The organism is Kribbella sp. NPDC054772 (genome assembly GCF_053611945.1).
The window spans coordinates 30,724-52,958 of the sequence record NZ_JBSHBJ010000038.1; the positions used below are offsets into that span (position 1 = coordinate 30,724).

Below are 22,235 nucleotides of genomic sequence, written 5' to 3' on the forward strand. Positions count from 1 at the left end.
GTCGACAACCCGCCGCCTCGGGATCAGGGGATGGGCGCCGGGGGCTGCGGGCCGACGTACGTCGCGATCGGGCGGATGATCTTCGGGTCGGTGGACTGTTCGAGGATGTTGGCGGACCAGCCGATGATGCGACTGACGGCGAAGGTCGGGGTGAACATCGGGCGCGGGATGCCGCACAGCTCCATCACCACGCCGGCGTAGAACTCCACGTTCGCGTACAGGTTGCGGCCCGGTTTGAGCTCGGCGAGTACGTCGACGATGCGTTGCTCGACTGTCGTGGCGAAGTCGACCAGGTCACCGCCGATCCCGCGGGCGATGTCGCGCAGCATCAGCGAGCGCGGGTCCTCGGTGCGGTACACCGCGTGCCCGAACCCCATGATCCGGTCGCCGGCCGAAACCTTCGCGCGCACCCAGTCGTCGATGCGGTCCGGCGTACCGATCTCGTCGAGGCTGGCGAGCGCGCGGTCCGGGGCGCCGCCGTGCAGCGGGCCGGAGAACGCACCGATCGCACCCGCCACGGCCGCGACCACGTCAGCCCCGGTGGAGGCGATGACGCGTGCGGTGAACGTCGACGCATTGAATCCGTGGTCCACGGTCGATACCAGGTAGTGCTCGATCGCGGCCGAGTGGACGGCGGACGGCTCGGCGCCGGTGACCAGGTACAGCCAGTTCTGCGCCGCCGTGAGGTCTGCGCGCGGCTGCAGCGGTTCTTGGCCTTCGCGCAGCCGGTAGAGCGCGGCGAGGATCGTCGGGGTGACCGCGCAGACCAGCATGGCGTCGGCCTTGCGGCGGGCCGGGTCGGCGTCCCAGAGCGGCGGGAGACCACGAACCGCAGCAAGCAGCGACAGCGCCGTTCGCAGACTGGCGAGCGGGTTGAACGCCGCGCCGGCGGTCGCGATCGCGGGCAGTACGGCGCGAACCTCGTCGGGCAGCACCCGCAGCGGCGCCAACTCGGCGACGAACCGGTCGCGCTCGGCGGCGCTCGGGAGGTGACCCTCGAACATCAGGTACCAGACGTCTTCGAGCGTCTTGGACTTGGCGAGATCGATCGCCGAGTACTGCCGGTAGTGGTAGAACCCCTCGTCACCCCGGACGTCGCCGAGGGTCGTCTCGGTGACGACGACGTTGCGCAGGCCCGGCGGAACATTGATTGTTGTTGACATATCTTCAGAGTTGACAGGCAATCAACTATTGTCAATATTGATCCAGTCAACATGAATCGTCCGAGGAGCGGGGAATGACGGCCGAAGGTGACGAGAATTACCTGACGACCGCCGAGGTGGCGCGCCGGCTGCAGGTGAAGCCCGAGACGATCTACGCGTACGTCAGCCGCGGCATGCTCACCAGCGTCCGCGCCCGCGGCCGACGCGGCAGCCTGTTCGCCGCGAGCGAGGTCGACCGCCTGGCCAGCCGTTCGGTCGAACACTCCGGCGTCGTCGAACGCATCGAGTCCCAACTCACCCTGCTCCAGGACGACGAGCTCTGCTACCGAGGCCACCCAGCCCGAACCCTGGCCACCACTGCCACGGTCGAGCAAGTAGCCCACCTCCTCTGGACAAACGAACAGCCAACGCCCGCCTCAGAGGAGCACCAGGCGCCAACCGTTGGACCGACCGGGGCGGGACGTAACGCGGCCTTTGTCGTTGGCCGGGAGGGTGTGATGCTGGCTCGGCGGGCTATGGAGGTGGTGCCGGACGAGGCCCGGCTGACGGATCGGTTGCGGGTGGCGGTCGCGGTGCTGGGCGCGGCGGACCCGCTGCGGTTCGATCTGTCGACGCCGTCGGTGACCGCGGCGGCCGGCACGTTGATCGAGACCCTGGTCGCGGCGCTTCCGGGACCGACAACCGCCCGTACCACCTTGGGTGGACGCCTCTGGCCGAAGCTGTCGGATCACGAGCCGCGTCCGGAACTGCTCGACGCCGCACTCATCCTGCTCGCCGACCACGGTCTCGCGGTCTCCACCGTCGCGGCCCGCGTCGCCGCGAGCGCCCGCGCCAACCTGTACGCCGTCATCTCGGCCGGGCTCGGCGCGCTCGACGGGCAGTACCACGGCGCGGCGCCGACTCTCGCGTACGAGTTCCTCGGCCGGGCGATGCAGGACCCGCTCAAGGCGCTCTCGGACCAGCTGCGATCCGGTGAGCCCGTCCCGGGGTTCGGCCACAAGATCTACCAGCAGCACGATCCGCGCGCCGAGGTACTGCTGGAGCTTCTCGGCGACCATCCCGTCGTCGACACGATCGCGGCGATCGCCGAGCGCACCCCAACGTTCCCGAACAGCGATCTCGCGATCGCGGCGATCATGCACGCGTACGACTTCCGTCCCGACGCCGGCGACGCGCTGTTCGCCCTCGCCCGCATCGTCGGCTGGACCGCCCACGCCCTCGAGGAGTACGCGGCCCCCGCCCTCCGCTTCCGCACCATGGGCGTCTACACCGGCCAGACGAACTGACCACCCACCCACCAACCACCCGCTGGTGTCGCGGCGGGTGGTTGGTTCCTGCGGCGTGATTACTTGGCGGTGAGTTTGATCAGGGTGGCTGCACCGGGTGCTAGCGAGACCTGGATCGAGCCGACGCTCTGCGGGACATACTTCTGGCGGGTCGGCTGGAAGACCCCTACCGAGCCCACCGTCGAGTCGTTCAGCGAAACGACCGCGCGTGCGCGCTCGCTGTGCGAACGGTTGGTGACGAGCAGCCAGCGGTCGCCCGACGCCGCGTCCCGCGAACGGAACGTCCCGACCACGACCGCACTGCCGGTGATGCCCGAGACCAGGTTGGTCGGTGTGAATCCGACGGCCCCGTTCGGCAACGGTGTTTCGTTGGCGTGCTCAACGGTCTCGGAAACCAGCGGCTTGAGCTCGCGACCGACCTGATGCAGCCAAGTGGTGTTGATCTGCTTCGCGGCGTAGTACCGCGAGGTCCGCTGACCGTCGACCGTGATCAGCGCCGGCCCGAAGCCCTCGCCGCGCGCGGCCTCCGGGGTCCAGTACGTGAAGTACTGGATGCCCTTCGCGCCGTACGCGAGGCTGATGTTGATCTGCCACAGCAGTTCGGCCGCGGTCGGTTCCCGATGGTTGTTGTAGGCAAGCGTCTGGATGAACACCCAGGACGGGATGTCGCCGTGCAGGGCGGCGTCCCGGACGATCGCCCAGTTGTGGAAGTAGTTCGTGTCCTCGCGCCCCTCGGACAGCAGCGGGTACCGGTCGAACGAGATCAGCGACGGTTTCACCACGTCGACGAAGTTCCGGTAGTACGCCGCGTCGTCCGACGGGAGCAAGTTGATGTACGGCAACAGCTGCGGCGCCAGCTCCCGGGAGATCGCCAACGCCTTCGCCAGCGTCGCGAACCAGCCGGCGCCCGGCTCGTCGTAGAAGTTGAAGCCGGCCAGTGACGAGTACGGCCCATATGCGTTGCGTGCGCGGGTGTACAGCTCACGCGCTTCCGCCGGCGTCACGCTGAGGAAATCTGTCGTGGTGTCGGAGATCGAGAACCAGCGGGACATGTTGCGGATCTGGATGTCGTCGGAGATCAGCATCTGCAGGCCGGCGTCCCGGGCGAGCCCGAGCTGGTACTGGAAGATGTTGCCGTCACCCGCGTAGTTGCCGGAGATGACGAAGTCGAACCCGGCGTCCTTGATCTCCGCGAACCGGTCCGCCGTACTCGCGAACGGGTGCGGCGGCCAGAACAGCCCGATCGGGAAGTCCGGTCCACCCGTCAACGGCAACTGATCAGGCAACGGTACGGCGGCACTCGCGACGGCCCCCGCGGTCGAACCGGCGACGCCAGCTGCGCCGGCGGTCTCGGCGGAGGCGGTCGTGGCGGCGGCGGTTGTAGCGGAGGCGGCGGTGAGGGCGGTGGCGCCGGCGCCGAGCAGCAAGGCGCGGCGGGACGGGCCGAGGGTTTGGTGCGGACTCTGCATGATGCTCCTTCGGAAGGCGGTCGAACGGAGTAGGCAGAAAACGTGCGCGGACAGCGTGTGACGGAAGGTGTTCAGGGCCGACGGCGGTGGTCGGCGACTGCGTCGGCGGTGGCGTCGAAGGCCTGTTCGGCCAGCGGGTAGTCGCGTTGCGCGACGCCGAGATAGAGCGCGTCGAGCACGATCATCTGGGCGTGCCGGCCGGCCAGTCCACCGGTCCGGAACGTCACGTCGCGCGCGGACGTGACCAGCACGATGTCCGCCGCCTGGGCCAGCGGCGATCGTGGATAGTTGGTGATGGCAACAGTCGTCGCGCCTTGCCGGCCCGCTCGCGCCAGCGGTTCCAGGACCTCGATCGTCTCGCCGCTGTGCGAGATCCCGACCGCGACGTCCCCGGTCCCGAGCAGCGCCGAGCTGGCCAGCGCCGTGTGGACGTCGCTCCACGTGCTGGCGCCGCGCCCGATCCGATGCAGTCGCAACCGCAGGTCCTCGGCAACGGCCGCCGATCCCGCCACGGCGTACAGGTCGATGCTGCGCGCGTCCGAGATGGCCGCGACCGCCCGGCCGAGCGCGTTCACGTCCAGCCCCGCGACGGTGTCCTCGAGCGCGCGGGTGTCGGCGCGCAACAGGGTCCGGAGTACGTCGTCCAGCGAGTCGTCCGGACCGACCTCGGACCCGGTCCCACGTTCCCAGCTCGGACTCGTCCGGCCGGTCTCAGCCGCGAGCGCGAGCCGGAGTTCGGCGTACCCGGACAAGCCGAGCGCGAGGCAGAACCGCGTGACGCTCGGCAGCGACGTCCCACACCGGGCCGCCAGCTGGCCGATCGTCGACGAGGCGACCGCCGCCGGATCCCGCAGGACTTCGGTCGCGATCCGGGCCTGCGCCGGGCTGAGTGCCGGCAGCAGGCCGTTGATGCGCGCCTCGAGACTCGGCGGCGGTGACTCGACAGCGCTCATGTGAAGAATTCTCAGAGCACTTCAAGACCAATTACAAGAATTCACACTGTCCGATTCCGGCCAGCTCGTTCAGCGAGGCGGACGGCCAAAGATGACTAGAACAGCGCCGACATCAGGCGGCGGCGGGCCTTGATCACCCGGTCGTCGTCCGCGCCGACGACGTCGAACAGCTCCAGCAGGTGCAGCCGGACGGCGTTCCGCTCGTCCCCCGCCGTCGCCTGGACCGTGCTGATCAGCCGCGCGAACGCGTCGTCCACGTGCCCACCCATCAGGTCGACGTCGGCGACCAGCAGCTGCGCCTCGACGTCCGTCGGGTTGTCGGCCGCGCGGGTCCGGACGTCGGCCGGGACGTCCTGCGTACGCTTCACCAGCTGCACCCGGGCCAGCCCGGACTTCGCCTCGGCGTCGGCCGGCGTCTCCTTCAGCAGCTCCTCGTACGCCGCGATCGCGCCGTCGAGATCGCCCGCGCCGACAGCGTTCTCGGCCGCCTCGTACCGCGGGTTCGGAGCGTCTTCCTCGACCGGCTCGGGCGCCGGACCACCGACCGGGTCGGCCCGCCCGGTGATGCCGTTGGCAACCGCCACGGTCAGCAACTGGTCGAGGTACTGCCGGACCTCCGGCTCGCCGAGGACGCCCTGGAACAGCGGCACCGGCTGACCCCGCAGGATGGCGATCACGACCGGCACCGACTGCACGCCGAACGCCTGGGCGACCTGCGGGCTGGCGTCGACGTCGATCCGCGCCAGCAGGAACTTCCCGGCGTACTCGGTCGACAGCTTGGCCAGCACCGCGCCGAGCTCGGTCGCGCCCGGCGCCCGCGGCGACCAGAGCTCGACCACGACCGGGGCCTGGATGGACCGCTCGATCACATCGGCCTGGAAGTTCGCCTCGGTGACGTCCAGCACGTACGCGCCCGCGGCGCCACCGCCCTGACCGCCACTCGGGCCACCGCCCGCTGGCGCGCCGGCCGCACCGGCCGGCTTGCGGAGGGACGACAGGTCGATCGCCCCGGGACGGGAGAAGTTGGACTGGCTCACCACTGTCCTCGCATTCCGTGCGCACTCTGTACGTTCACAGGTCCATCCTCTACGACGCTACCGAACCGCGCTGCCCCCGGGTCGCCATCAGTAGCCGGGCCAGCCCGCTGCGCGTGCCCGCGACCGCGATCCGGTCCCCCGCCTGCAGCTCCCGTTCGGGCTTGGGACTCCAGTCCCAGGCCTCCCCGACGTCCTGCCGAGCGAGCACCCGCAGCCCGCCCGGCTCGTCCAGTTCGCCGAGCCGCCGCCCACCGGCGACCGACCCGGCCTCGACCGTCACCTCGGTCAGCAGCAGAACGCGGCGACCGGCCGGAACCGTCAACTGACTGCGCCGGTTCGCCACCGCGGCGGCGACCGCCGGCGCGACCAGCATCGACACCGACCGGCTGTGGCCGAGACCCAGCCGCCGCTCGACCCGCTGCGCCAGGTCGTGATCGAACATCCGCATCGTGATCCGGGCTTCCGGGTTCAGATCCCGGACCACCATCGCCGATTCCAGGTTGGTGATGTCGCCGTCGGTGATCGCGAGCACCGACTGGCAGCGCTGCACACCGGCCGACCGCAGCGTCTCCTCGTTGCTGCTGTCCCCGATCACGACCGGGATCCGCAGCCGGTGCGCGACCTGGATGCCGGGCGCGTCCTCGTCCATGTCGACGCCGACCACCGCGACGCCGCGCTCGGTGAGGATCTCGAGCACCCGCGCGCCGACCGTCCCGAGGCCGCACACCACCACGTGGTTCCGCGGCCGGCCGCGCACCCCACCGATGATCCGCGACAGCCGCGCCCCGATCAGCGAGTCGACCACGACCGCGGTCAGCAGCGCCATCAGCACGATGCCCGTCAGTTGTACGACGACCGACGCCACCTTGACCCACGGCTCGGCGTCGGAGAACGCGTTGTCCTCGATCCCGGCCGACGTCACCGCGCCCGCCGCGAGGTAGATCGCGCGCCACCACTCGACCCCGCCGAAGAAGTGCACGACCGCGGTGCCGCCCGCGACGAGCAGCGCCATCAGCGCGGCGATCTTCCGGACCCGGCTGTCGAGAATGTCGCGCATCGCCATCAGCCAACCGGCCGGCCGTACGTCGCGACTCCGCCACACCTCCCGCACCCCGGTCCCGAGCACGATGTCGCCTTCGGGGTCGGAGCTGGACAGCGGCAGCAACTCGGGCGTCGCGGACGACGTGGTGTCCGCCAGCACGGTCAGATGTGGCTCCCGGATCAGGTCGGCCTGGCCCACGACGAGTCGCCGGCCACCGAGTTCGAGCCAGGTCAGTTCGTCGTCCTCGAGCGCGTCGGAGACGAACGCGGGCGCGGCCAGCGACGGCCCGTTGATCACCACGCAGTCGCCGAGCAGGCTGTTCATCTGCTTGCCGAGCCGCGGGTTCACCATCTGTACGACGATCCGCAGCTCCGGATCCATGTCGCGGGCGGTGAGCGCGGTGTGCACGTTGTGGACGTCGTCGGTGTCCAGCAGCACGAGCGCCCGCGCGGTGGACGGCGTACCGTCGTCGGCCGCGTCGACGCCGGCCCGGCGCAGCAGTGACTCGCTGATCACCCGGGCGCCCATCACGGTCGCGCCGAGCTCGCCGATCCGGTCGTAGTGCCGCGACGCGGGGTTGACGATCGCGGTCACCCGCTCGCCCGAGCTCACCAGCTCGGTGACCACCCGCAGCATCGTGCGGTCCGAGCCGCAGACCACGACCCGGCGCCCGTCGGGCGGGCCGATCGCGCCGGCCACGCCCGTGGACCGCTCGGGCGGTGGCGGCTGATCAGAATCGGGCGGGCTCCCGGTACTCTCCCCACTGTTCCCGAAGAACGTGACAGATTTCCCCCATCGTGGCCTCCGCACGCACCGCCTCCAGCATGGGCTCGATCAGGTTGCCAGTGCCGCTGGCCGCCTCCACCAGAGCGGACAGCGTACGACGTACCCGGTCCTCGTCGCGGAGGGACTTGCGTTCGGCCAGCACTCGGCACTGCTCGACCTCGACCTCGTGCGACACCCGGAGGATCTCCAGGTCCCCGGAGACGGTGTCGGTCAGCGTGTTCACGCCGACGATCTTTTTCTCGCCCTTCTCGAGTTTCTGCTGGTACTCGAAGGCGGCGTCGGCGATCTCGGCCATGAACCAGCCGTCCTCGATCCCGCGCAGGATGCCGCCGGTCATCGACTCGTCCGGGCTCATCTCCTTGATCCGCGCGAAGATCTCCTCGGCCTCGGCCTCGATCTTGTCGGTGAGCGCCTCGACGTACCAGGAGCCGCCGAGCGGGTCGGCGACATTGGTGACGCCGACCTCCTCCATCAGCACCGACTGGGTCCGCAACGCGATCTCGGCCGACTCCTCGGACGGCAGCGCGAGCGTCTCGTCGAGCGCGTTGGTGTGCAGCGAGTTCGTCCCACCGAGTACGGCGGCCAGCGCCTCGACAGCCGTCCGTACGACGTTGTTGTACGGCTGCTGCGCGGTCAGCGACACGCCCGCGGTCTGGGTGTGGAACCGCAGCCACTGCGCCTTGTCGGTCTTCGCCCCGTACTCGTCACGCAGCCAGCGCGCCCAGATCCGGCGGGCCGCGCGGAACTTCGCGATCTCCTCGAAGAAGTCCAGGTGGCTGTCGAAGAAGAACGACAGGCCGGGCGCGAACACGTCGACGTCGAGCCCGCGGGACAGCCCGAGCTCGACGTACCCGAAGCCGTCGGCGAGCGTGTACGCCAGCTCCTGCCCGGCCGTCGAACCGGCCTCACGGATGTGGTACCCGGAAACACTCAACGGCTTGTACGCCGGGATCGTGGTGGCGCAGTACTCCATCAGGTCGCCGATCAGGCGCAGATGCGGCTCGGGCGGGAACAGCCACTCCTTCTGCGCGATGTACTCCTTGAAGATGTCGGTCTGCAGGGTGCCGTTGAGCTTGGTGATGTCGGCGCCCTGGCGCTCGGCCGCGACCAGGTACATGCAGAAGGCGGGCACCGCCGGGCCGGAGATCGTCATCGACGTGGTGACGTCCTGCAGCGGGATGTCCTTGAACAGCCGGTCCATGTCGTCGGCGGAGTCGATCGCGACGCCGCAGTGGCCGACCTCACCGAGCGACTTGGGGTCGTCGGAGTCGCGGCCCATCAGCGTCGGCATGTCGAACGCGACCGAGAGGCCGCCGCCACCGCCGTTCAGGATCATCCGGTAGCGCTCGTTCGTCTGCTCCGCGTTCCCGAACCCGGCGAACTGCCGGATCGTCCAGGTCCGGCCGCGGTAGCCGGTCGCGTACAGCCCGCGAGTGAACGGGAACTCCCCCGGCCAGCCGATCCGCTCCATCCGCGGGTCGGCGACCCCCTCGGGTGGCCCGTAGACCGGCTCGACCTCGGTGCCCGAGAGGGTGGTGAAATCCGCCTCCCGCGTGCGCGCCGCGTCGTACCGCTGCTGCCACCGGTCACGCCCGGCCGCGATCTGCTCGGCATCCATCAGTCAGACCTCCTAGAGAACTGGTCCCTAAAATACTAGGACGTCCAACTATTTCCAATCCGCCAGAGGTATCAGCCGGCCAAACGAAGCTTCCGGCGGCGGGACTGTTCGGTCGGGTCGGGAACGGGGGCGGCCTCCAGGAGACGGATCGTGTACGGGTCCTGCGGGTCGCGGAGAACGGATTCCCGCGATCCGTGCTCGACGATGCGGCCCTGGCTGAGCACGGCCACCTGGTCGCAGAGCTGGTCGACGACCGCGAGGTCGTGACTGATGAACAGGCAGGCGAAGTCGAGGCGTTCCTGGATCGACCGGAACAGTTCCAGCACCGTCGCCTGCACGGAGACGTCGAGCGCGGAGGTCGGCTCGTCGGCGATCAGCAACGCCGGGTCCAGGGAGATCGCCCGCGCGATCGAGACCCGCTGACGCTGGCCGCCGGAGAGCTCGTGCGGATAGCGGCCGCCCCAGGCGCGCGGGAGTTCGACGCTGTCGAGAAGTTCCTCGACACGACCTCGCAGCTCGGCGCCGCGGACACCACGGTGTACGGCGAGTGGCTCGCCGATCGACTGACCGATCGTCGCGCGCGGGTTGAGCGACCCGGCCGGGTTCTGGAACACGACGCCGATCCCGGCCCGGACCTTGCGCAGGGTCGACGACGACGCGTCACCGAGCGAGACACCGGCGACCTCGATCGCGCCCGAGGTCAGCGGAGCCAGCCCCAGGACCGCCTTGCCGATGGTCGACTTGCCGGAGCCGGACTCGCCCACCACGCCGGTGATCTGGCCCGGGGTCAGCGTGAGGGACACCCCGTCGACGGCGCGGATGGTTCGGCCTCGGCGGGAGCGATACTCGACGACCAGGTCGTTCACCGCCAGCGCGGGCGCCACCTCATCCACGGCGGCCGGCGCAGCCTGGTCGCGCAGGCCGCCACGCGGCACCGCAGCCAGCAGTGCGCGGGTGTACTCCTCCTCCGGACGGTCAAACAGCTCGTGGACATCGGCCGTCTCGACGACAGCGCCCTTGCGCATCACCACGACACGGTCCGCGACGTCGGCGACGACTCCCATGTCATGGGTGATGATCATGATCGCGCCGGAGATCTTCGACCGCATCGCCAGCAGTACGTCGAGAACCTCCTGCTGGACCGTCACGTCCAGCGCGGTCGTCGGCTCGTCCGCGATCAGCAGCTCCGGGTCGCACGCCACCGCGATCGCGATCATCACCCGCTGGCACTGACCGCCGGACAACTGATGCGGGTAGTACTTGAACCGCGACTCCGGAATCTCCACCATCCGCAGCAGCTCGAGCGCGCGCTCCCGCACCTGCGCGCGAGACAGCTCCGGCTGATGCGCTCGGACCATCTCCATCAGCTGCGTCCCGATCGTGAACACCGGGTCGAGCGCACCGACGGGATCCTGAAAGATCATCGCGATCCTCCGGCCGCGCAGCGCGGTCAGCTCCGATCGCGACATCGACAACACCTCGTCGCCGCCGAACACGATGCGCCCGCCGACCGACGCGTTCGCCGGGAGCAGCCCGAGCGCCGCGAGCGCGGTGACGCTCTTCCCGGAGCCCGACTCGCCGACGACCGCGAGCACCTCCCCGGGCCGGACGCCGAAGCTCACGCTGTGCACCGCGCGCTGCGACGTACCGCCGACCGTGAAGTCGATCGTCAGGTCTTCGAAGGTCAGGACCTCGTCGCTCACGAGCCCTCCTCGGCGTCGAGTTTGTCCCGGTACTCTTCCCAGTCGGCGAGCATCTTGCGGTGGTACGACGTCAGCCACTCGAAGTAGTTCCGCGCGTTCCGTAGCCGCTTCCGCGGCCCGGGCATGTCGTCGGGCAACTCCTGCAGCATGTCCGCGAACAGCTGCTGCTGCTTGTGCAACGACCGCCGCTCGCCGGCGAGGAAACTTCCCCAGATGTCGTCGTCGACCTTGAAGTAGTGGTTCCGGTCCCCCGGTACGGCGTGCCTCGCGATGAACCCGAGGTCGATCAACCGCCGCGTCGTACTCGAGATCGATCCGGCGCTCGCCGACAGCGCCCGCGCCAGCTCCGCCGACGACACGTACGGCTTGTTGCTCACGATCAGGTAGCCGAGCACCCGCCCCTCCATCCGTGGCGAGCCGGCCAGCTCTCGGATCAACGCGAACTGCTCGACGAAGTCGACCCGGCGGGTGTCCTCCTCCCACCCCTCGTCGTCGATCGGCTTGTTGTCCGTCATCACGACCTCCCCAGCACCGCACCGGCGATCTGCTCCGACCGCCGGGCCCGGAACGCCTCGACCGGCCAGCGCGAACTCCCGCCGTACCGGACCACCGACGGCTGTCCGTCGGCGTCCCAGGTGTACTCCACCTTCTCGCCGATCGATCCGAAACCCGCCGCGGGGACGACGGCCAGCGTGTTCTCGTCGACGACCTGGAGCTCCTCGTAACTCTCGACCGGATCCGGTGCCGCCGGGAAGAACGCCACCAACCGGCCACCGAGCAGCGAGACGCTCATGACACCCATCAGGTTCGCGAAGTTCCCGCAGAACCGGGTCGCGTCGATGTCACTGGGCACCTGCGTGCCGGCCGGCGCGTTCGCCGCCAGGTTCAGCAGCTTGACCACCCCGGTCGCGAGAGTGCCGGCGGGCCCACCGATGCAGTTCGTCAGCACCGACACGACGATCTGGTCGACCGGGTCGATGAAGGTCCGGGTGATGTGGCCCGGGTACCCGCCGCTGTGCCCGACCAGCCGCCGCTCGCCGACCGTGACGATGTCCATCCCGAGCCCGTACCGCCCGATTTCCTTGCCGTGGGCATTCACCAGGCTCTCGTCGCGCTGCAGCAGCCGCTTGCTCGCGTCCGTCAGCAACTCGGTGGCACCGAAGTAGTGCGCGGCGCCGTAGACGGTCAGGTCCTCGGCCGTCGAGTAGAACCCGGTCGCCGCCGCCATCGCGCCGGTGTCGACGTGCGGGATCACCTCGCGGACGTCGTGCCCGTCGAGGAGTCCGGTGTGACCACCGGCGTACTCGTCGGCGCGCTGCGGGTCCCACTCCGCGCCGGTGTTCTTCAGCCCGAGCCGCTGCACGATCTGGGTCCCGACATACTCGCCGTACGTCGAGCCGCTCGCCGACTCGATCACCAGGCCGAGCAGCGAGTAACCGATGTTGGTGTACTTGAAGAACTCGTTCGGCTCGAACACCCGGCCGTGCGAACGGCACAGTTCGAGCAGACCTTCCCGGTCCGGGAACGGATCCATCAGCTGCCAGTAGTCCTTGTCCACACCGTCACGGATGACACCGGCCTGGTGACCGAGCAGCTCCCGCACGCTGACCGCCGCGAGTTCACTGCCCGCGAGCTCCGGGACGTAGGTCTCGATCGGGTCGTCGAGCCGGACCTTGCCCTGCTCGACCAGTTGCAGGACCGACGTCGCGGTGAACGTCTTGCTGTGCGACGCGATCCGGAACAGGTGGTCCGTGCGCAGCGGCGTACCGGCGACGTCGTCGCTGTTCCCGAGCGCGGTCGACAGGACGAGCTCGTCCCCGACCCTGATCGCCGCCTGGACTCCCGGCGTCCGCAGGTAGCGGCGCTGGTACTCCAGCCAGCTCTCGATCGCGGGAGCGGCTTGTCGGGCGGTGTCGAGATCAAAGGACAAGGCGGCGTCCGTTCTGTGGTGGGTGGTCATCAGGAGCGTCCCTTCGGGTTCACCGCGTCGCGCAGGACGTCGCCGAGGGTGATCAGGCTCAGTACCGTCGCGGCGAGGAAGATCGCCGGGTAGATCAGTGTGTGCGGTGCCTGCTGGAAACGCGACTGTGCGGTCGCCAGTTGCAGGCCCCACGAGATCGACGGCGCCCGGAGTCCGAGGCCGAGGAAGGTGAGGGTGGACTCGGCGACGATCACGCCGCCGACGGTCAGCGTCGCGACCGCGAGCACCGGGCCGATCGCGTTCGGCAGCACGTAGTGCGTGAGGATCCGCCCGGTCGGGAACCCCATCGCCTTCGCGGCCTGGACGTACTCCGCGTCGCGGGTCGCGCGGACCGTCGTACGGACCATTCGCGCCAGCGTCGGCCAGGAGAACAGCGCGAGCACGAGCGACACCGACAGCACCGACCGCTTGCCGAGGCTGTTCAGTACGACGATCGCGCCGAGCAGGAACGGGAATCCGAGGAACACGTCGGTGAGCCGCGCGAGGACCGAGTCGGCCCAGCCACCGACGTACCCGGCGACCGTCCCGACGAGGACCGCGATCCCGAGGGCGACCAGTGTGCAGAACAACCCGACCGAGAGCGATGCGCGGGCGCCGTGAACGACGCTCGCGTACACGTCGCAGCCCTGCAGGTCCTGCCCGAAGGGATGTCCCGGTGAGGACGGCCGTGCGCTCGCCGAGATGTCGCACGCGCGCGGGTCGGTGCTCGTGAACAGCTGCGGAAGCAGCGCCATCAGCACCAGTACGGCGAGGACGACGAGCGGCAGCCAGAAGAGCACACGCCGCCGGACAGTTGCCCAGACACCTCTCCGGGCCAGGACGTCCTCGTCGAGCGGCTGTGCGAGTACGGCATCAGTCATGACGGATCCTGGGATCGAGGAGCGAGTTGAGCAGGTCGACGACCACGCTGGTGAGCAGGAAGATCAGGATCAGCGCGGTCGCGATCCCGACCACGGTCGGCCCTTCGTGCACCCGGATCGACTGGAACAGCAACTGGCCGACCCCGGGCAGGTTGAAGATCCCCTCGGTCACCACGGCACCACCGAGCAGCGCGCCGAGGTCGACCGCGAGGTAGGTCAGCACCGGGATCGCCGAGTTCCGCAGGACGTGGATGCCGATCACCCGGCGGCGGGTCAGGCCCTTCGCCCAGAGCGCGCGGACGAAGTCCGAGCTCATCGTGTCGACCACGCTCCCCCGGGTCAGCCGGGCCACCGCGGCCAGCCCGTAGATCGCCAGCGTCGTTGCCGGCAGCAAGTACGCCGTCGGCCAGCCGTCGGTCACGCCCGCGATCGGGAAGATCGACAGCTTCACACCGAACACCAGCTGCGCGGTCACCGCCATCACGAAGATCGGCACCGACGCGATCAGGATCGTCAGGATCAGCACGCCGCGGTCGATCCAGGTGTTCTTCCGCAGCCCGGCGACCAGGCCGAGGCCGACACCGATCACCACCTGGATCACCCACGCGGTCAGCGCGAGCCGGATGGTCACCGGCCAGCGCGACGCCAGCCGCTCGGCCACCGGCCGGCCCCGGAAGTCGACTCCGAGGTCACCGGTCAGCAGGTGCCCGAGATAGCGCAGGTACTGCGACCACAGCGGATCGTTGAGGTGGTAGAGCTCGCGGATCCGCTCCACGACCGCGGGCGACAACGGCTGGTCGCCACCGAGACTGGAGATCGGGTCGCCGGGTAGCGCGAACACGGCGGCGTAGATCGCGAACGTGACCCCGAAGAACACCAGGACGAGCTCGATCAGTCGCCGGATCGTGAAGCGCACCATCAGGGCGCCTCCCGTCGGACCGCGGCGAGCAGGGCCAGCGTGGCGGCGTACTGGACACCGACCAGGTCCTTGATCGGGACGGTGTGCAGTTGCTCGTCGAGACTCCGCGCCTCGGTCTGCCACTCGGTGTAGATCGCGCGCAGCCGCTTCGCCAACGGGTACAGCGCGGCGGACGCGCTGCCGCGGGCGATCTCACCGTCGAGCGAGCGCACCAGCATCCCGCCGTACCGCAGGCGGAAGGAACGGTTGATGTCGCCGAGCCCGAAGACCTCGGCGACCGTCGCGCGGCGCTCCGGATCGATCTCGGCGGCGCGGCGCCGTTCGCGCTCCGGCCGCTTCAGCAGGTACGGCAGGAACGCCGCGATGCCGCGGACGAGCTGTGAGTCGACGGACAGGTACGGCCGCGCCGCCCGGAAGATCTCGTCGAGCATCTGCAGGTTGCTCTCCAGCTCGTCCGCCGCCGCGGCCAGGACCTGCTGGTACGGCGATTGCGTCGGCGTCTGGTCGTCGATCGACGGATGCGTCCAGTACGGCAGCTCGGCGACCAGGCTGACCGTTCCGTGCCGGGCGGCGTACGCCGAGGACGAGCTCCCGGAATCGTTCGGGGTCGGCAGGCCGAGCGCCTCGGCGTAGTCGTAGACCGCCGTGGACCTGATCATCTCGTAGACGGCCGGTCCGTACGGCTTGACGACCGGTGTCTCGGCCTCGCCGAGATCGAGCGGGAGGTCGAACGAGGCCGCGATCGCGTGCAGCTCGTCGACGAAGCCGGCGAGCTCCTGCGAGACGTAGTAGTAGACGCCGCCCAGCTCGGTGTTGTGCAGCGAGACGGCGATCGTCGGCTTGATCTCGTCGATGACCTGCATCAGCGCGAACGTCTCCGGCATGACGCGGTCGAAGTACGCGTCCTTATACTGGAACGGGAACGTCCACTCGACCTGCTCGTCGGGCGCCGGGCGGTAGAAGTGCGCGGTGTAGTGGACCCGGTTGAACGGGCCGTCGAACCAGCCCTCGTTCAGGCGGGTGCCGTCGGGGTCGATGTTGCCGATGATGTGCCATCGGCAGCCCGCGCGGAAGGTCGCGTCCGCGCACAGGTCCTCGGCGAGCCGGATCGCGGTCCAGAAGCCGATCGGTTCGTTCGGGTGCACACCGGCGTACACGAGGGCCTGCTCGGGACCGTCCCCGATCGAGTACATCGTGATCGGGTCGCCGAGTCGCGACGTACCGATCCGGCGCCGGGTAACGAGTTCGGGGTGCTGCTTGGTGAGGTCGTCGAGACGCTGGTTGATCTCGTCGACACCAGGGAAATGGGCCAGGTCGGGGACCCGGTGGGCCCGCTCCAGGATCTCCCGGAGCGGGCCGTTCGTCGCAGTCATCAATCGTCCACCGTCATCAGTTGTCGGCCGCCAGGGTGGTCTGCTCGAGGTTGATCGCGCCGGCGCCCTCGGCCAGGCCCGCGATCCGGTCCGAGGTCGCATAGGCGTACTTCTCGAAGAACATCGGCGGCGCCGGGAAGTCCTTCAGGATCGCCTTCTGAACGTCGACGTACCCCTGGATCGCCTTCTCGGGGTCGACCTCGGCGTCGGCCTTCGCGAGCAACTGCTCGACCTGCGGGGTGTAGTACGGGATGCAGTTCGTGCAGCCGCCGGACTTGGTGTAGAAGGAGCGCAACGTGTTCTGCTGGCTGGCGTAGAGAGCACCCCAGCGGGAGAAGTACGGGCCGCTCAGGTTCCCGCCGGTGCGCAGCTTCTGGAACTCGGGGAAGTCCGTGGTCGGCGTCGCGGTGACGTCCTTGATGCCGAGGTTCTGCCGGAGCTGGTTGGCGTAGGCGTTGTACAGGTCGTCGAGGCCCGCGCCGCCCGGGTAGCGGATCTCCATCTTGCCGCTGAAGCCGCCGGCCTCGGCCAGGAGTTGCTTCGCCTTCGTCGGGTTGAACTTGCACGGGTCACCGCAGAGGCCGACCGGCGTACCCGGTTCACCCGGTGGGGTCAGCGCGGTCGCAGGCTCCCAGATGCCGCCGTAGATGACGTTGCTGACGGCCTGGCGGTCGATGGCCATCGAGATCGCCTCGCGGACCCGGACGTCCTGGTAGCGCTTGTCCCACAGCGGCAGGCCGAGGTAGTTCATGCCGAGGCCCTGGAAGACGTACGCGCGGTCGCCGAAGTCCTTCTTGACCTGCGCCATCCGGGCCGCCGGGACGAACAGGATGTCGGTGTTCCCCGCCTGCACGTCGGTGTAGGCGGTGGTCATGTCGGTGTACGGCTTGAAGGTGATCTCGTCGACCGTGGGCTTCGGGCCCTGGTAACCGTCGTACTTCGCGACGGTCACCGGCTCGTTCTCCTGGTAGGCGTCCGTCATCTTGAACGGCCCGTTCCCGATCGGCTTCTTGCCGAACCCGTCGAGATCCTTGTACGCCGCCTCGGGCAGCGGGAAGAACCCGGTCTGCGCCTGCGAGAGCTGGGTCGGGAACTGCCCGTCGGCGGCCTTCAGCGTCACGGTGAAGGTCAGGTCGTCGACGACCTTCAGACCGGACATCTGGGTGGTCGTCGGCTTGCCCTTGGCCGGGTTCAGGGCGTCGTACCCGGCGATGTTGACCAGCTGGCCGCTGTTCTCCCACGCGTTCGGGCCGTAGGCAACGGTGTTCCAGGCCTTCACGTAACTCTCGGCGGTGACCTTCTCGCCGTTGTGGAACGTCCAGTTCGGGCGGAGCTTGATCGTCCAGTGCACGGCGTCGGTCGACTTCACCGACTCGGCGTTCAGGTAGCTCAGCTTGCCGTCCTTGTCGACGAACGTGAGCGACGAGAACAGCACCCGGTCCTGGGCGAAGGCGATCGTCTGCCGGCCCGGGTTCAGCGTCACCGGGTCGTCGACGGCGTACGAGATCGTCTTGATCCCATCGGTGGCCGAGCCTCCCGACCCACCTCCGGAACAGCCCACCAGCGCCACGGCGCCGACCAGGAGAACGGCAGCAGCACGCTTCATCAAGTCCTCCACCTGACTCGCGGCCCGCAGGGATGGGCCGGTTGCCCACCGATCCTGGACCTCGTGAGCATGCCGGTCAATAGGGAAACTTGGGAAGTTTCAGTAGGAAATGAACTTTTAGCACGGACGTAACACGTCGCCCAGGCACCAAGAGGTCAGGCGACCGGGGCCGGCGACAAAGTCAGGCGATGGTGGTCAGGAGAAGTCGCCGGCGTTGCGGCGGAGGGGTTCCAGGACGGACCAGAGCATGGCGAGCTGGTCGTCAGTGAGGCCGCGGAGGGCGAAGTCGGCGGCGACCAGGTCCGCGGTCGCGCGTTCGACCAGGTCACGGCCATCGGGGGTGATCTCGCAGAGCACCGCGCGGCCGTCGTCGGGGTGCGGCGTCCGGGTCACCAGGCCGGCCGCCTCCAGCCGGCGGACGATCGACGTCACCGATGTCGGGTGCACCTGGAGCCGCTCACCCATCTTGCCGAGCGGCAACGACCCGCGCCGCGAGAACGTGAGCAGCACCAGCGCCTCGAACCGGGCGAAGGTCAGACCGTGCTTGCGGAGGATCTCGTCGAGTTCGTTGATCACGATCTGCTGGGCGCGCATCAGCGAGGTGACGGCCCGCATCTGCTCGACCGCTCCCCAGCGCCGGCCCCATTGCCGTGACGCCTCGTCGATCGGATCGAACGGCAACGCCCTCTTCCTCGCCATGGCCGAACATTAGCCCGACACTGGTCTGACCATGTCGACACTCAGAGATTCCGACTTCCCCGCCCTCGGAACCGACAACCCCGCCGAGCAGCTGATCAGCATCCGCTTCCGTTGGTACGCCCACCAGTCCCGGAACGCCCGCGTCGCCTACCGCGCGCTGGGGACCGTCCAGCTCGCCGCGGCCCTGGTGATCGCGATCTCGGTCGCGATCAACGCCCCGACGTGGCTCGCGCCGTCGCTCGGCGGCGTGATCGCGCTCGCCGAAGGAGTCCGGACCCTGTTCGGCTTCAAGGACTCCTATCCGACCTACACCCGCACCGCCCAGGCCCTGCGCAACGAGGCCTGGCTGTACGCCCAACGCGCCGGCCGGTACGCCGCGGCGCACGAGCCCGTGAAACTCCTCGCCGAACGCGTCGTGGAGATCAGCCACACCGAGACCACCGACTGGGAGGCAGCCCTGAAGGCGCGGAACGTCTAAAACTGGCCGCTGAAAACTGTCTGTGGCGGCTGGCAAGGTTCGGGTATGGAGTATCTGGAGCATGTGCGGGCCGACGCGGCACGCCTGGCCGACGTTGCACGGACCGGGCTGGACGCCGCTGTGCCGAGCTGTCCCGGATGGACGGTCGAGTCCGTGGTGCGGCACGTCGCTCAGGTCTACGACCACAAGGTCGAGGTACTGCGCCTCGGCGCGCTCCCCGACCCCTGGCCGCCGGACTTCACCGGCCGCGACTCGACGGAGTGGTACGACGCTGCGCGGGTCGCGATCGTCGACGCGCTGGAGAAGGCCGGCACCGGTCTGGAGACGTGGACCTTCAACCCGCGCGACACCACCTCCGCGTTCTGGCACCGGCGGATGGCGCACGAGACGGCAGTGCACCGCATCGACGTGGAGCTCGCGCACGACGCGGTGACGCCGATCGACACCGAGCTCGCGCTGGACGGGATCGACGAGGTGCTCTACCCGAATCTCGGCGGCCCCTGGTGGGAGGAGGGTGACACGGCCTGTCCCATCGACGCCGCCCTGCGGCTGACCGCGTCCGGCCGGTCCTGGACCATCCACGCCGACGCGACGAGTGTCGACGTACGGCAAGGGGCGGAGGGGGACGTGGCGGCGGAGATCTTCGGTGATGCGGCGGCGCTGTATCTGTGGCTGTGGGGACGGGCCGGGGACGACGCGATCGGGACGGTGGGGGACGCGGAGGTGGTGAAGGCGTTCCGGGGGCGCGTTTCGGAGGCTACTCAGTGAGATTTCCAGAGATGTCCTCTGTAGGCCCGGCTGTTCGTTCCCTTGGTGAGAGACCACAGTGGTCTCAGGGAGAGGGAGGACTCTGATGACGCAGTACCTTGCACTGACCTACACCGCGGATGTCGACTGGTGGGCGTCCGAGCAGGCCGACGAGCTGGCCGAGTACCGGAAGTTCGGGGTGGACTTCGCCGGGCAGATCCAGGCGAGCGCTGTCCTGCACCCGACCGCGACGGCGACCGTCGTCCGGGTCGAAGGCGCCCGCGGCGGGCCGGTGATCACCACCGACGGTCCGTATGCGGAAACCAAGGAGGCCCTGACCGGGTACTACCTGATCGAGGCGGACGACCTCGAGGAGGCGGTCAAGATCGCCGCCGAGATCCCGGCCGCCTGGGGCGGCGCGGTCGAGGTCCGGCCGGTCATCGTGGCCAAGTAACCGGTGTCGGCCGAGTAAGCCCGAGTGATCCCGGTGGACCAGCGGTACGACGCGGTCGCGGAGACGATCCGGATCGAGGGCACGCGGATCCTCGCGACCCTGGTCCGGACCGTCGGCGACGTCCAGCTCGCCGAGGACGCCGTCCAGGAAGCTGCCCTGGCGGCCCTCGGCGCCTGGCCGGTGACCGGCGTACCGCCCGAACCGCGCGCCTGGCTGACCGTGACCGCGCGCCGGAAGGCGCTCGACATCATCCGCCGCGAGCAGGCTCGGGCCGGCAAGGAACAGGCCGGCTCGGACCTGATCGAGATCACCCGGCGAGAGCTCGACCCGACCAGCGGGCTGGAGCCGGACGACGTCGTCCAGGACGATCTCCTCCGGCTGATCTTCATCTGCTGCCACCCGTCGCTGGCGCCGCCGACCCGGGTCGCGCTCGCACTCCGGACCTTGTGTGGGCTCTCCCCCGCGCAGATCGCCGGCGTACTGCTCACCACCGAGGTCGCCGCGACGAAGCGGCTGGTCCGCGCGCGCCAGAAGATCTCCGCCGCCCGCATCCCGTACCGCGTGCCCGCCGAGGCCGAGCTGCCGGATCGGCTGCCCGCTGTCTGCGCGGTGATCCACAGCCTCTACACCGCGGGGCATGCGCCGTCCGAGGGCGAAGCGGCGTACGACGTCGATCTGTGTGCCGAGGCGATCCGGCTGGCGGAGCTGCTGCACACGCTGCTGCCCGATCAGGCGATGCCGACCGCCGTCCTGGCGCTGCTCCTGCTCACCGAGGCCCGTCGGCCCGCGCGTGTCGACGTCACCGGTGACGTGGTGACCCTCGATCTGCAGGACCGTTCGCTGTGGGATCAGGACCTGATCGCGCGCGGCGTCGTACTCCTCAACGACTCGCTGGAGCGGTCTGCTCGGCAGGCCGATGCTTACCAACTGCAGGCAGCGATCGCAGCCGAGCATGCCCGCGTGCCGAGTTATGCGGCGACCGACTGGCGCGAGATCGTCCGGCTGTACGACCTGCTGGTCGAGGTCTCCCCCAGTCCCGCCGCGCAGCTGGCACGCGCCGTCGCGATCGCCGAGACCGGAGAGGTGACCGACGCGCTCGAGCTGCTCGACACGATCCCGAGCAGCTCACGCTGGCACGCCATCCGCGCCGAACTCCTGGCCCGCCGGCACGCGTACGCCGAAGCCGTCGACGAACTGGACCAGGCCTTGGCCACCGCTCCCCCGACCCACCCGGAACGATCCCACCGGGAACACCGCCGCGACCACTTCACCCAACAAGCCGCGGCCAGGTCTCCACGGGCTGGAGATTAGGTCTCGTCGGTCCAGTTGCCGCGTTCGCTGTTGAAGATGGACTTCGCGCCGGCCGCGCCCGTCGGGCCCGGGCGGGACTGTGGCGCCGGCGCCGAGGCCGCGGCCGGAGCCGTGGTGACCTCCTGCGCCGAGTCCATCCCGATCGGGCCGGTGCCGTCGTCGTCGGAGTCCTCGTCACCCTGCAGTACGTCGACACTCGCGGACGCCCGGAGGCCGGTCCGCTGGATGACGCGCTGGATGGTGAGGTCCCGGTCGTCGGGCCGGCTGACCCACTTGATCTCCCGGAAGCCCTGGTCCTGCGCGGCCGACTCGAAGACGAAGTGGCCGTAGCCGAGCATCCGCCCGATGATCGGTTTCTGCAGGGTGATGTCGAGGACCCGGGCGATCGGGGTGGTCGCGACGGTCTGCGAGAAGACGCCGCGGATCCGCATGACGCGCATGTTCGTGACCACGAAGCGGTCTCGATGCTGGGTGAGGAACTGCCAGAACGCGTGCGCCAGCAGCACCAGCACGATCGCCAGCAGCACGGGCTGCCCACCGATCGACGTGGCCGCCATCGTCAGCAGCAGGGCTGCCGCCAGCACCACTTCGAGCATCGGCACCGTGAACACCACCCAGTGGTGCCGGACCTCGTCGATGACGACTTCGCCCTCGTCCGAGATCAGATGCCGCCGGACCTTCGGGTCGAAGATCCGGAACAGGCCTATGCCGGCCATCCACTCACTCCCCTGTCACGCTGTTGTGTGACCC

20 protein-coding genes are annotated in these 22,235 nt (G+C 69.3%); 5 read left to right on the forward strand and 15 right to left on the reverse strand.

Annotated elements, in window-relative coordinates; all coding sequences use genetic code 11:
* Positions 1-23: 23 nt before the first annotated feature.
* Complete coding sequence (locus ACWGID_RS36095; RefSeq protein ID WP_452203846.1) at positions 24-1,163, reverse strand: citrate/2-methylcitrate synthase; 1,140 nt, start codon at positions 1,161-1,163, stop codon at positions 24-26.
* Positions 1,164-1,237: 74 nt separating this feature from the next.
* Between ACWGID_RS36095 and ACWGID_RS36100 the strand changes: the two genes are divergently transcribed.
* On the forward strand, positions 1,238-2,449 hold the full coding sequence (locus ACWGID_RS36100) for a citrate synthase (protein ID WP_452203848.1): 1,212 nt from the start codon (positions 1,238-1,240) through the stop codon (positions 2,447-2,449).
* Between the two features lie 59 nt (positions 2,450-2,508).
* On the opposite strand, the gene ACWGID_RS36105 is transcribed toward ACWGID_RS36100, so the two are convergent.
* The 13 genes from ACWGID_RS36105 to ACWGID_RS36165 all read right to left on the reverse strand — a co-directional run bounded on the left by ACWGID_RS36105 (position 2,509) and on the right by ACWGID_RS36165 (position 18,495).
* On the reverse strand, positions 2,509-3,918 hold the full coding sequence (locus tag ACWGID_RS36105; RefSeq protein ID WP_452203849.1) for a hypothetical protein: 1,410 nt from the start codon (positions 3,916-3,918) through the stop codon (positions 2,509-2,511).
* Between the two features lie 71 nt (positions 3,919-3,989).
* Positions 3,990-4,871, reverse strand: a complete 882-nt coding sequence (locus ACWGID_RS36110; protein ID WP_452203851.1) for a MurR/RpiR family transcriptional regulator — start codon at positions 4,869-4,871, stop codon at positions 3,990-3,992.
* Positions 4,872-4,966: 95 nt separating this feature from the next.
* Entirely contained in the window at positions 4,967-5,908 is a 942-nt protein-coding gene (locus ACWGID_RS36115; protein ID WP_452203853.1) for a tetratricopeptide repeat protein, read from the reverse strand.
* 49 nt (positions 5,909-5,957) lie between these two features.
* Positions 5,958-7,649: an NAD-binding protein gene (locus ACWGID_RS36120; RefSeq protein WP_452203854.1), complete on the reverse strand. Its 1,692-nt coding sequence runs from the start codon at positions 7,647-7,649 to the stop codon at positions 5,958-5,960.
* A gap of 31 nt (positions 7,650-7,680) precedes the next feature.
* Positions 7,681-9,354, reverse strand: coding sequence for an acyl-CoA mutase large subunit family protein (locus ACWGID_RS36125; RefSeq protein ID WP_452203855.1), 1,674 nt, complete (start codon positions 9,352-9,354; stop codon positions 7,681-7,683).
* A 71-nt stretch (positions 9,355-9,425) separates the two neighbouring features.
* Positions 9,426-11,057, reverse strand: coding sequence for a dipeptide ABC transporter ATP-binding protein (locus ACWGID_RS36130; protein ID WP_452203856.1), 1,632 nt, complete (start codon positions 11,055-11,057; stop codon positions 9,426-9,428).
* Positions 11,054-11,572 carry a GbsR/MarR family transcriptional regulator gene (locus ACWGID_RS36135; protein ID WP_452203857.1) on the reverse strand — a complete coding sequence of 173 codons (519 nt, stop codon included), beginning with the start codon at positions 11,570-11,572 and terminating at the stop codon, positions 11,054-11,056. The genes ACWGID_RS36130 and ACWGID_RS36135 overlap by 4 nt, the downstream gene beginning before the upstream one ends.
* Positions 11,572-13,017, reverse strand: coding sequence for a serine hydrolase domain-containing protein (locus ACWGID_RS36140; protein ID WP_452203858.1), 1,446 nt, complete (start codon positions 13,015-13,017; stop codon positions 11,572-11,574). The genes ACWGID_RS36135 and ACWGID_RS36140 overlap by 1 nt, the downstream gene beginning before the upstream one ends.
* Positions 13,017-13,898: an ABC transporter permease gene (locus tag ACWGID_RS36145; protein ID WP_452203859.1), complete on the reverse strand. Its 882-nt coding sequence runs from the start codon at positions 13,896-13,898 to the stop codon at positions 13,017-13,019. Before ACWGID_RS36145 ends, ACWGID_RS36140 begins: the two co-directional genes overlap by 1 nt.
* Positions 13,891-14,817 carry an ABC transporter permease gene (locus ACWGID_RS36150; RefSeq protein ID WP_452203860.1) on the reverse strand — a complete coding sequence of 309 codons (927 nt, stop codon included), beginning with the start codon at positions 14,815-14,817 and terminating at the stop codon, positions 13,891-13,893. Before ACWGID_RS36150 ends, ACWGID_RS36145 begins: the two co-directional genes overlap by 8 nt.
* A complete protein-coding gene (locus tag ACWGID_RS36155; protein ID WP_452203861.1) occupies positions 14,817-16,190 on the reverse strand; it encodes a M14 family zinc carboxypeptidase in 1,374 nt (457 codons plus the stop codon). The genes ACWGID_RS36150 and ACWGID_RS36155 overlap by 1 nt, the downstream gene beginning before the upstream one ends.
* A gap of 16 nt (positions 16,191-16,206) precedes the next feature.
* Positions 16,207-17,796, reverse strand: a complete 1,590-nt coding sequence (locus ACWGID_RS36160; protein ID WP_452203862.1) for a peptide ABC transporter substrate-binding protein — start codon at positions 17,794-17,796, stop codon at positions 16,207-16,209.
* A 195-nt stretch (positions 17,797-17,991) separates the two neighbouring features.
* Entirely contained in the window at positions 17,992-18,495 is a 504-nt protein-coding gene (locus ACWGID_RS36165; RefSeq protein ID WP_452203863.1) for a MarR family winged helix-turn-helix transcriptional regulator, read from the reverse strand.
* A 31-nt stretch (positions 18,496-18,526) separates the two neighbouring features.
* On the opposite strand from ACWGID_RS36165, the gene ACWGID_RS36170 reads away from it, so the two are divergent.
* The 4 genes from ACWGID_RS36170 (at position 18,527) to ACWGID_RS36185 (ending at position 21,485) form a co-directional block, all read left to right on the forward strand.
* Positions 18,527-18,973: a DUF4231 domain-containing protein gene (locus ACWGID_RS36170; protein WP_452203864.1), complete on the forward strand. Its 447-nt coding sequence runs from the start codon at positions 18,527-18,529 to the stop codon at positions 18,971-18,973.
* A 45-nt stretch (positions 18,974-19,018) separates the two neighbouring features.
* Positions 19,019-19,741 (forward strand): maleylpyruvate isomerase family mycothiol-dependent enzyme, encoded by a 723-nt coding sequence (locus ACWGID_RS36175; protein ID WP_452203865.1) that lies wholly within the window; start codon positions 19,019-19,021, stop codon positions 19,739-19,741.
* 85 nt (positions 19,742-19,826) lie between these two features.
* Positions 19,827-20,174, forward strand: a complete 348-nt coding sequence (locus tag ACWGID_RS36180) for a YciI family protein (protein ID WP_452203866.1) — start codon at positions 19,827-19,829, stop codon at positions 20,172-20,174.
* A 24-nt stretch (positions 20,175-20,198) separates the two neighbouring features.
* Positions 20,199-21,485 carry an RNA polymerase sigma factor gene (locus ACWGID_RS36185; RefSeq protein WP_452203867.1) on the forward strand — a complete coding sequence of 429 codons (1,287 nt, stop codon included), beginning with the start codon at positions 20,199-20,201 and terminating at the stop codon, positions 21,483-21,485.
* Here the strand turns inward: ACWGID_RS36185 and ACWGID_RS36190 are convergent.
* Positions 21,482-22,201 (reverse strand): PH domain-containing protein, encoded by a 720-nt coding sequence (locus tag ACWGID_RS36190; protein ID WP_452203868.1) that lies wholly within the window; start codon positions 22,199-22,201, stop codon positions 21,482-21,484. The genes ACWGID_RS36185 and ACWGID_RS36190 overlap by 4 nt on opposite strands.
* Positions 22,202-22,235 lie beyond the last annotated feature (34 nt).

Bases quoted from the DNA above. Each gene is read 5' to 3' on its own strand.
- ACWGID_RS36095 (WP_452203846.1), bottom strand. From the start codon at position 1,163: ATGTCAACAACAATCAATGTTCCGCCGGGCCTGCGCAACGTCGTCGTC.
- ACWGID_RS36100 (WP_452203848.1), top strand. From the start codon at position 1,238: ATGACGGCCGAAGGTGACGAGAATTACCTGACGACCGCCGAGGTGGCG.
- ACWGID_RS36105 (WP_452203849.1), bottom strand. From the start codon at position 3,918: ATGCAGAGTCCGCACCAAACCCTCGGCCCGTCCCGCCGCGCCTTGCTG.
- ACWGID_RS36110 (WP_452203851.1), bottom strand. From the start codon at position 4,871: ATGAGCGCTGTCGAGTCACCGCCGCCGAGTCTCGAGGCGCGCATCAAC.
- ACWGID_RS36125 (WP_452203855.1), bottom strand. From the start codon at position 9,354: ATGGATGCCGAGCAGATCGCGGCCGGGCGTGACCGGTGGCAGCAGCGG.
- ACWGID_RS36135 (WP_452203857.1), bottom strand. From the start codon at position 11,572: ATGACGGACAACAAGCCGATCGACGACGAGGGGTGGGAGGAGGACACC.
- ACWGID_RS36140 (WP_452203858.1), bottom strand. From the start codon at position 13,017: ATGACCACCCACCACAGAACGGACGCCGCCTTGTCCTTTGATCTCGAC.
- ACWGID_RS36145 (WP_452203859.1), bottom strand. From the start codon at position 13,898: ATGACTGATGCCGTACTCGCACAGCCGCTCGACGAGGACGTCCTGGCC.
- ACWGID_RS36150 (WP_452203860.1), bottom strand. From the start codon at position 14,817: ATGGTGCGCTTCACGATCCGGCGACTGATCGAGCTCGTCCTGGTGTTC.
- ACWGID_RS36155 (WP_452203861.1), bottom strand. From the start codon at position 16,190: ATGACTGCGACGAACGGCCCGCTCCGGGAGATCCTGGAGCGGGCCCAC.
- ACWGID_RS36160 (WP_452203862.1), bottom strand. From the start codon at position 17,796: ATGAAGCGTGCTGCTGCCGTTCTCCTGGTCGGCGCCGTGGCGCTGGTG.
- ACWGID_RS36165 (WP_452203863.1), bottom strand. From the start codon at position 18,495: ATGGCGAGGAAGAGGGCGTTGCCGTTCGATCCGATCGACGAGGCGTCA.
- ACWGID_RS36170 (WP_452203864.1), top strand. From the start codon at position 18,527: ATGTCGACACTCAGAGATTCCGACTTCCCCGCCCTCGGAACCGACAAC.
- ACWGID_RS36175 (WP_452203865.1), top strand. From the start codon at position 19,019: ATGGAGTATCTGGAGCATGTGCGGGCCGACGCGGCACGCCTGGCCGAC.
- ACWGID_RS36180 (WP_452203866.1), top strand. From the start codon at position 19,827: ATGACGCAGTACCTTGCACTGACCTACACCGCGGATGTCGACTGGTGG.
- ACWGID_RS36190 (WP_452203868.1), bottom strand. From the start codon at position 22,201: ATGGCCGGCATAGGCCTGTTCCGGATCTTCGACCCGAAGGTCCGGCGG.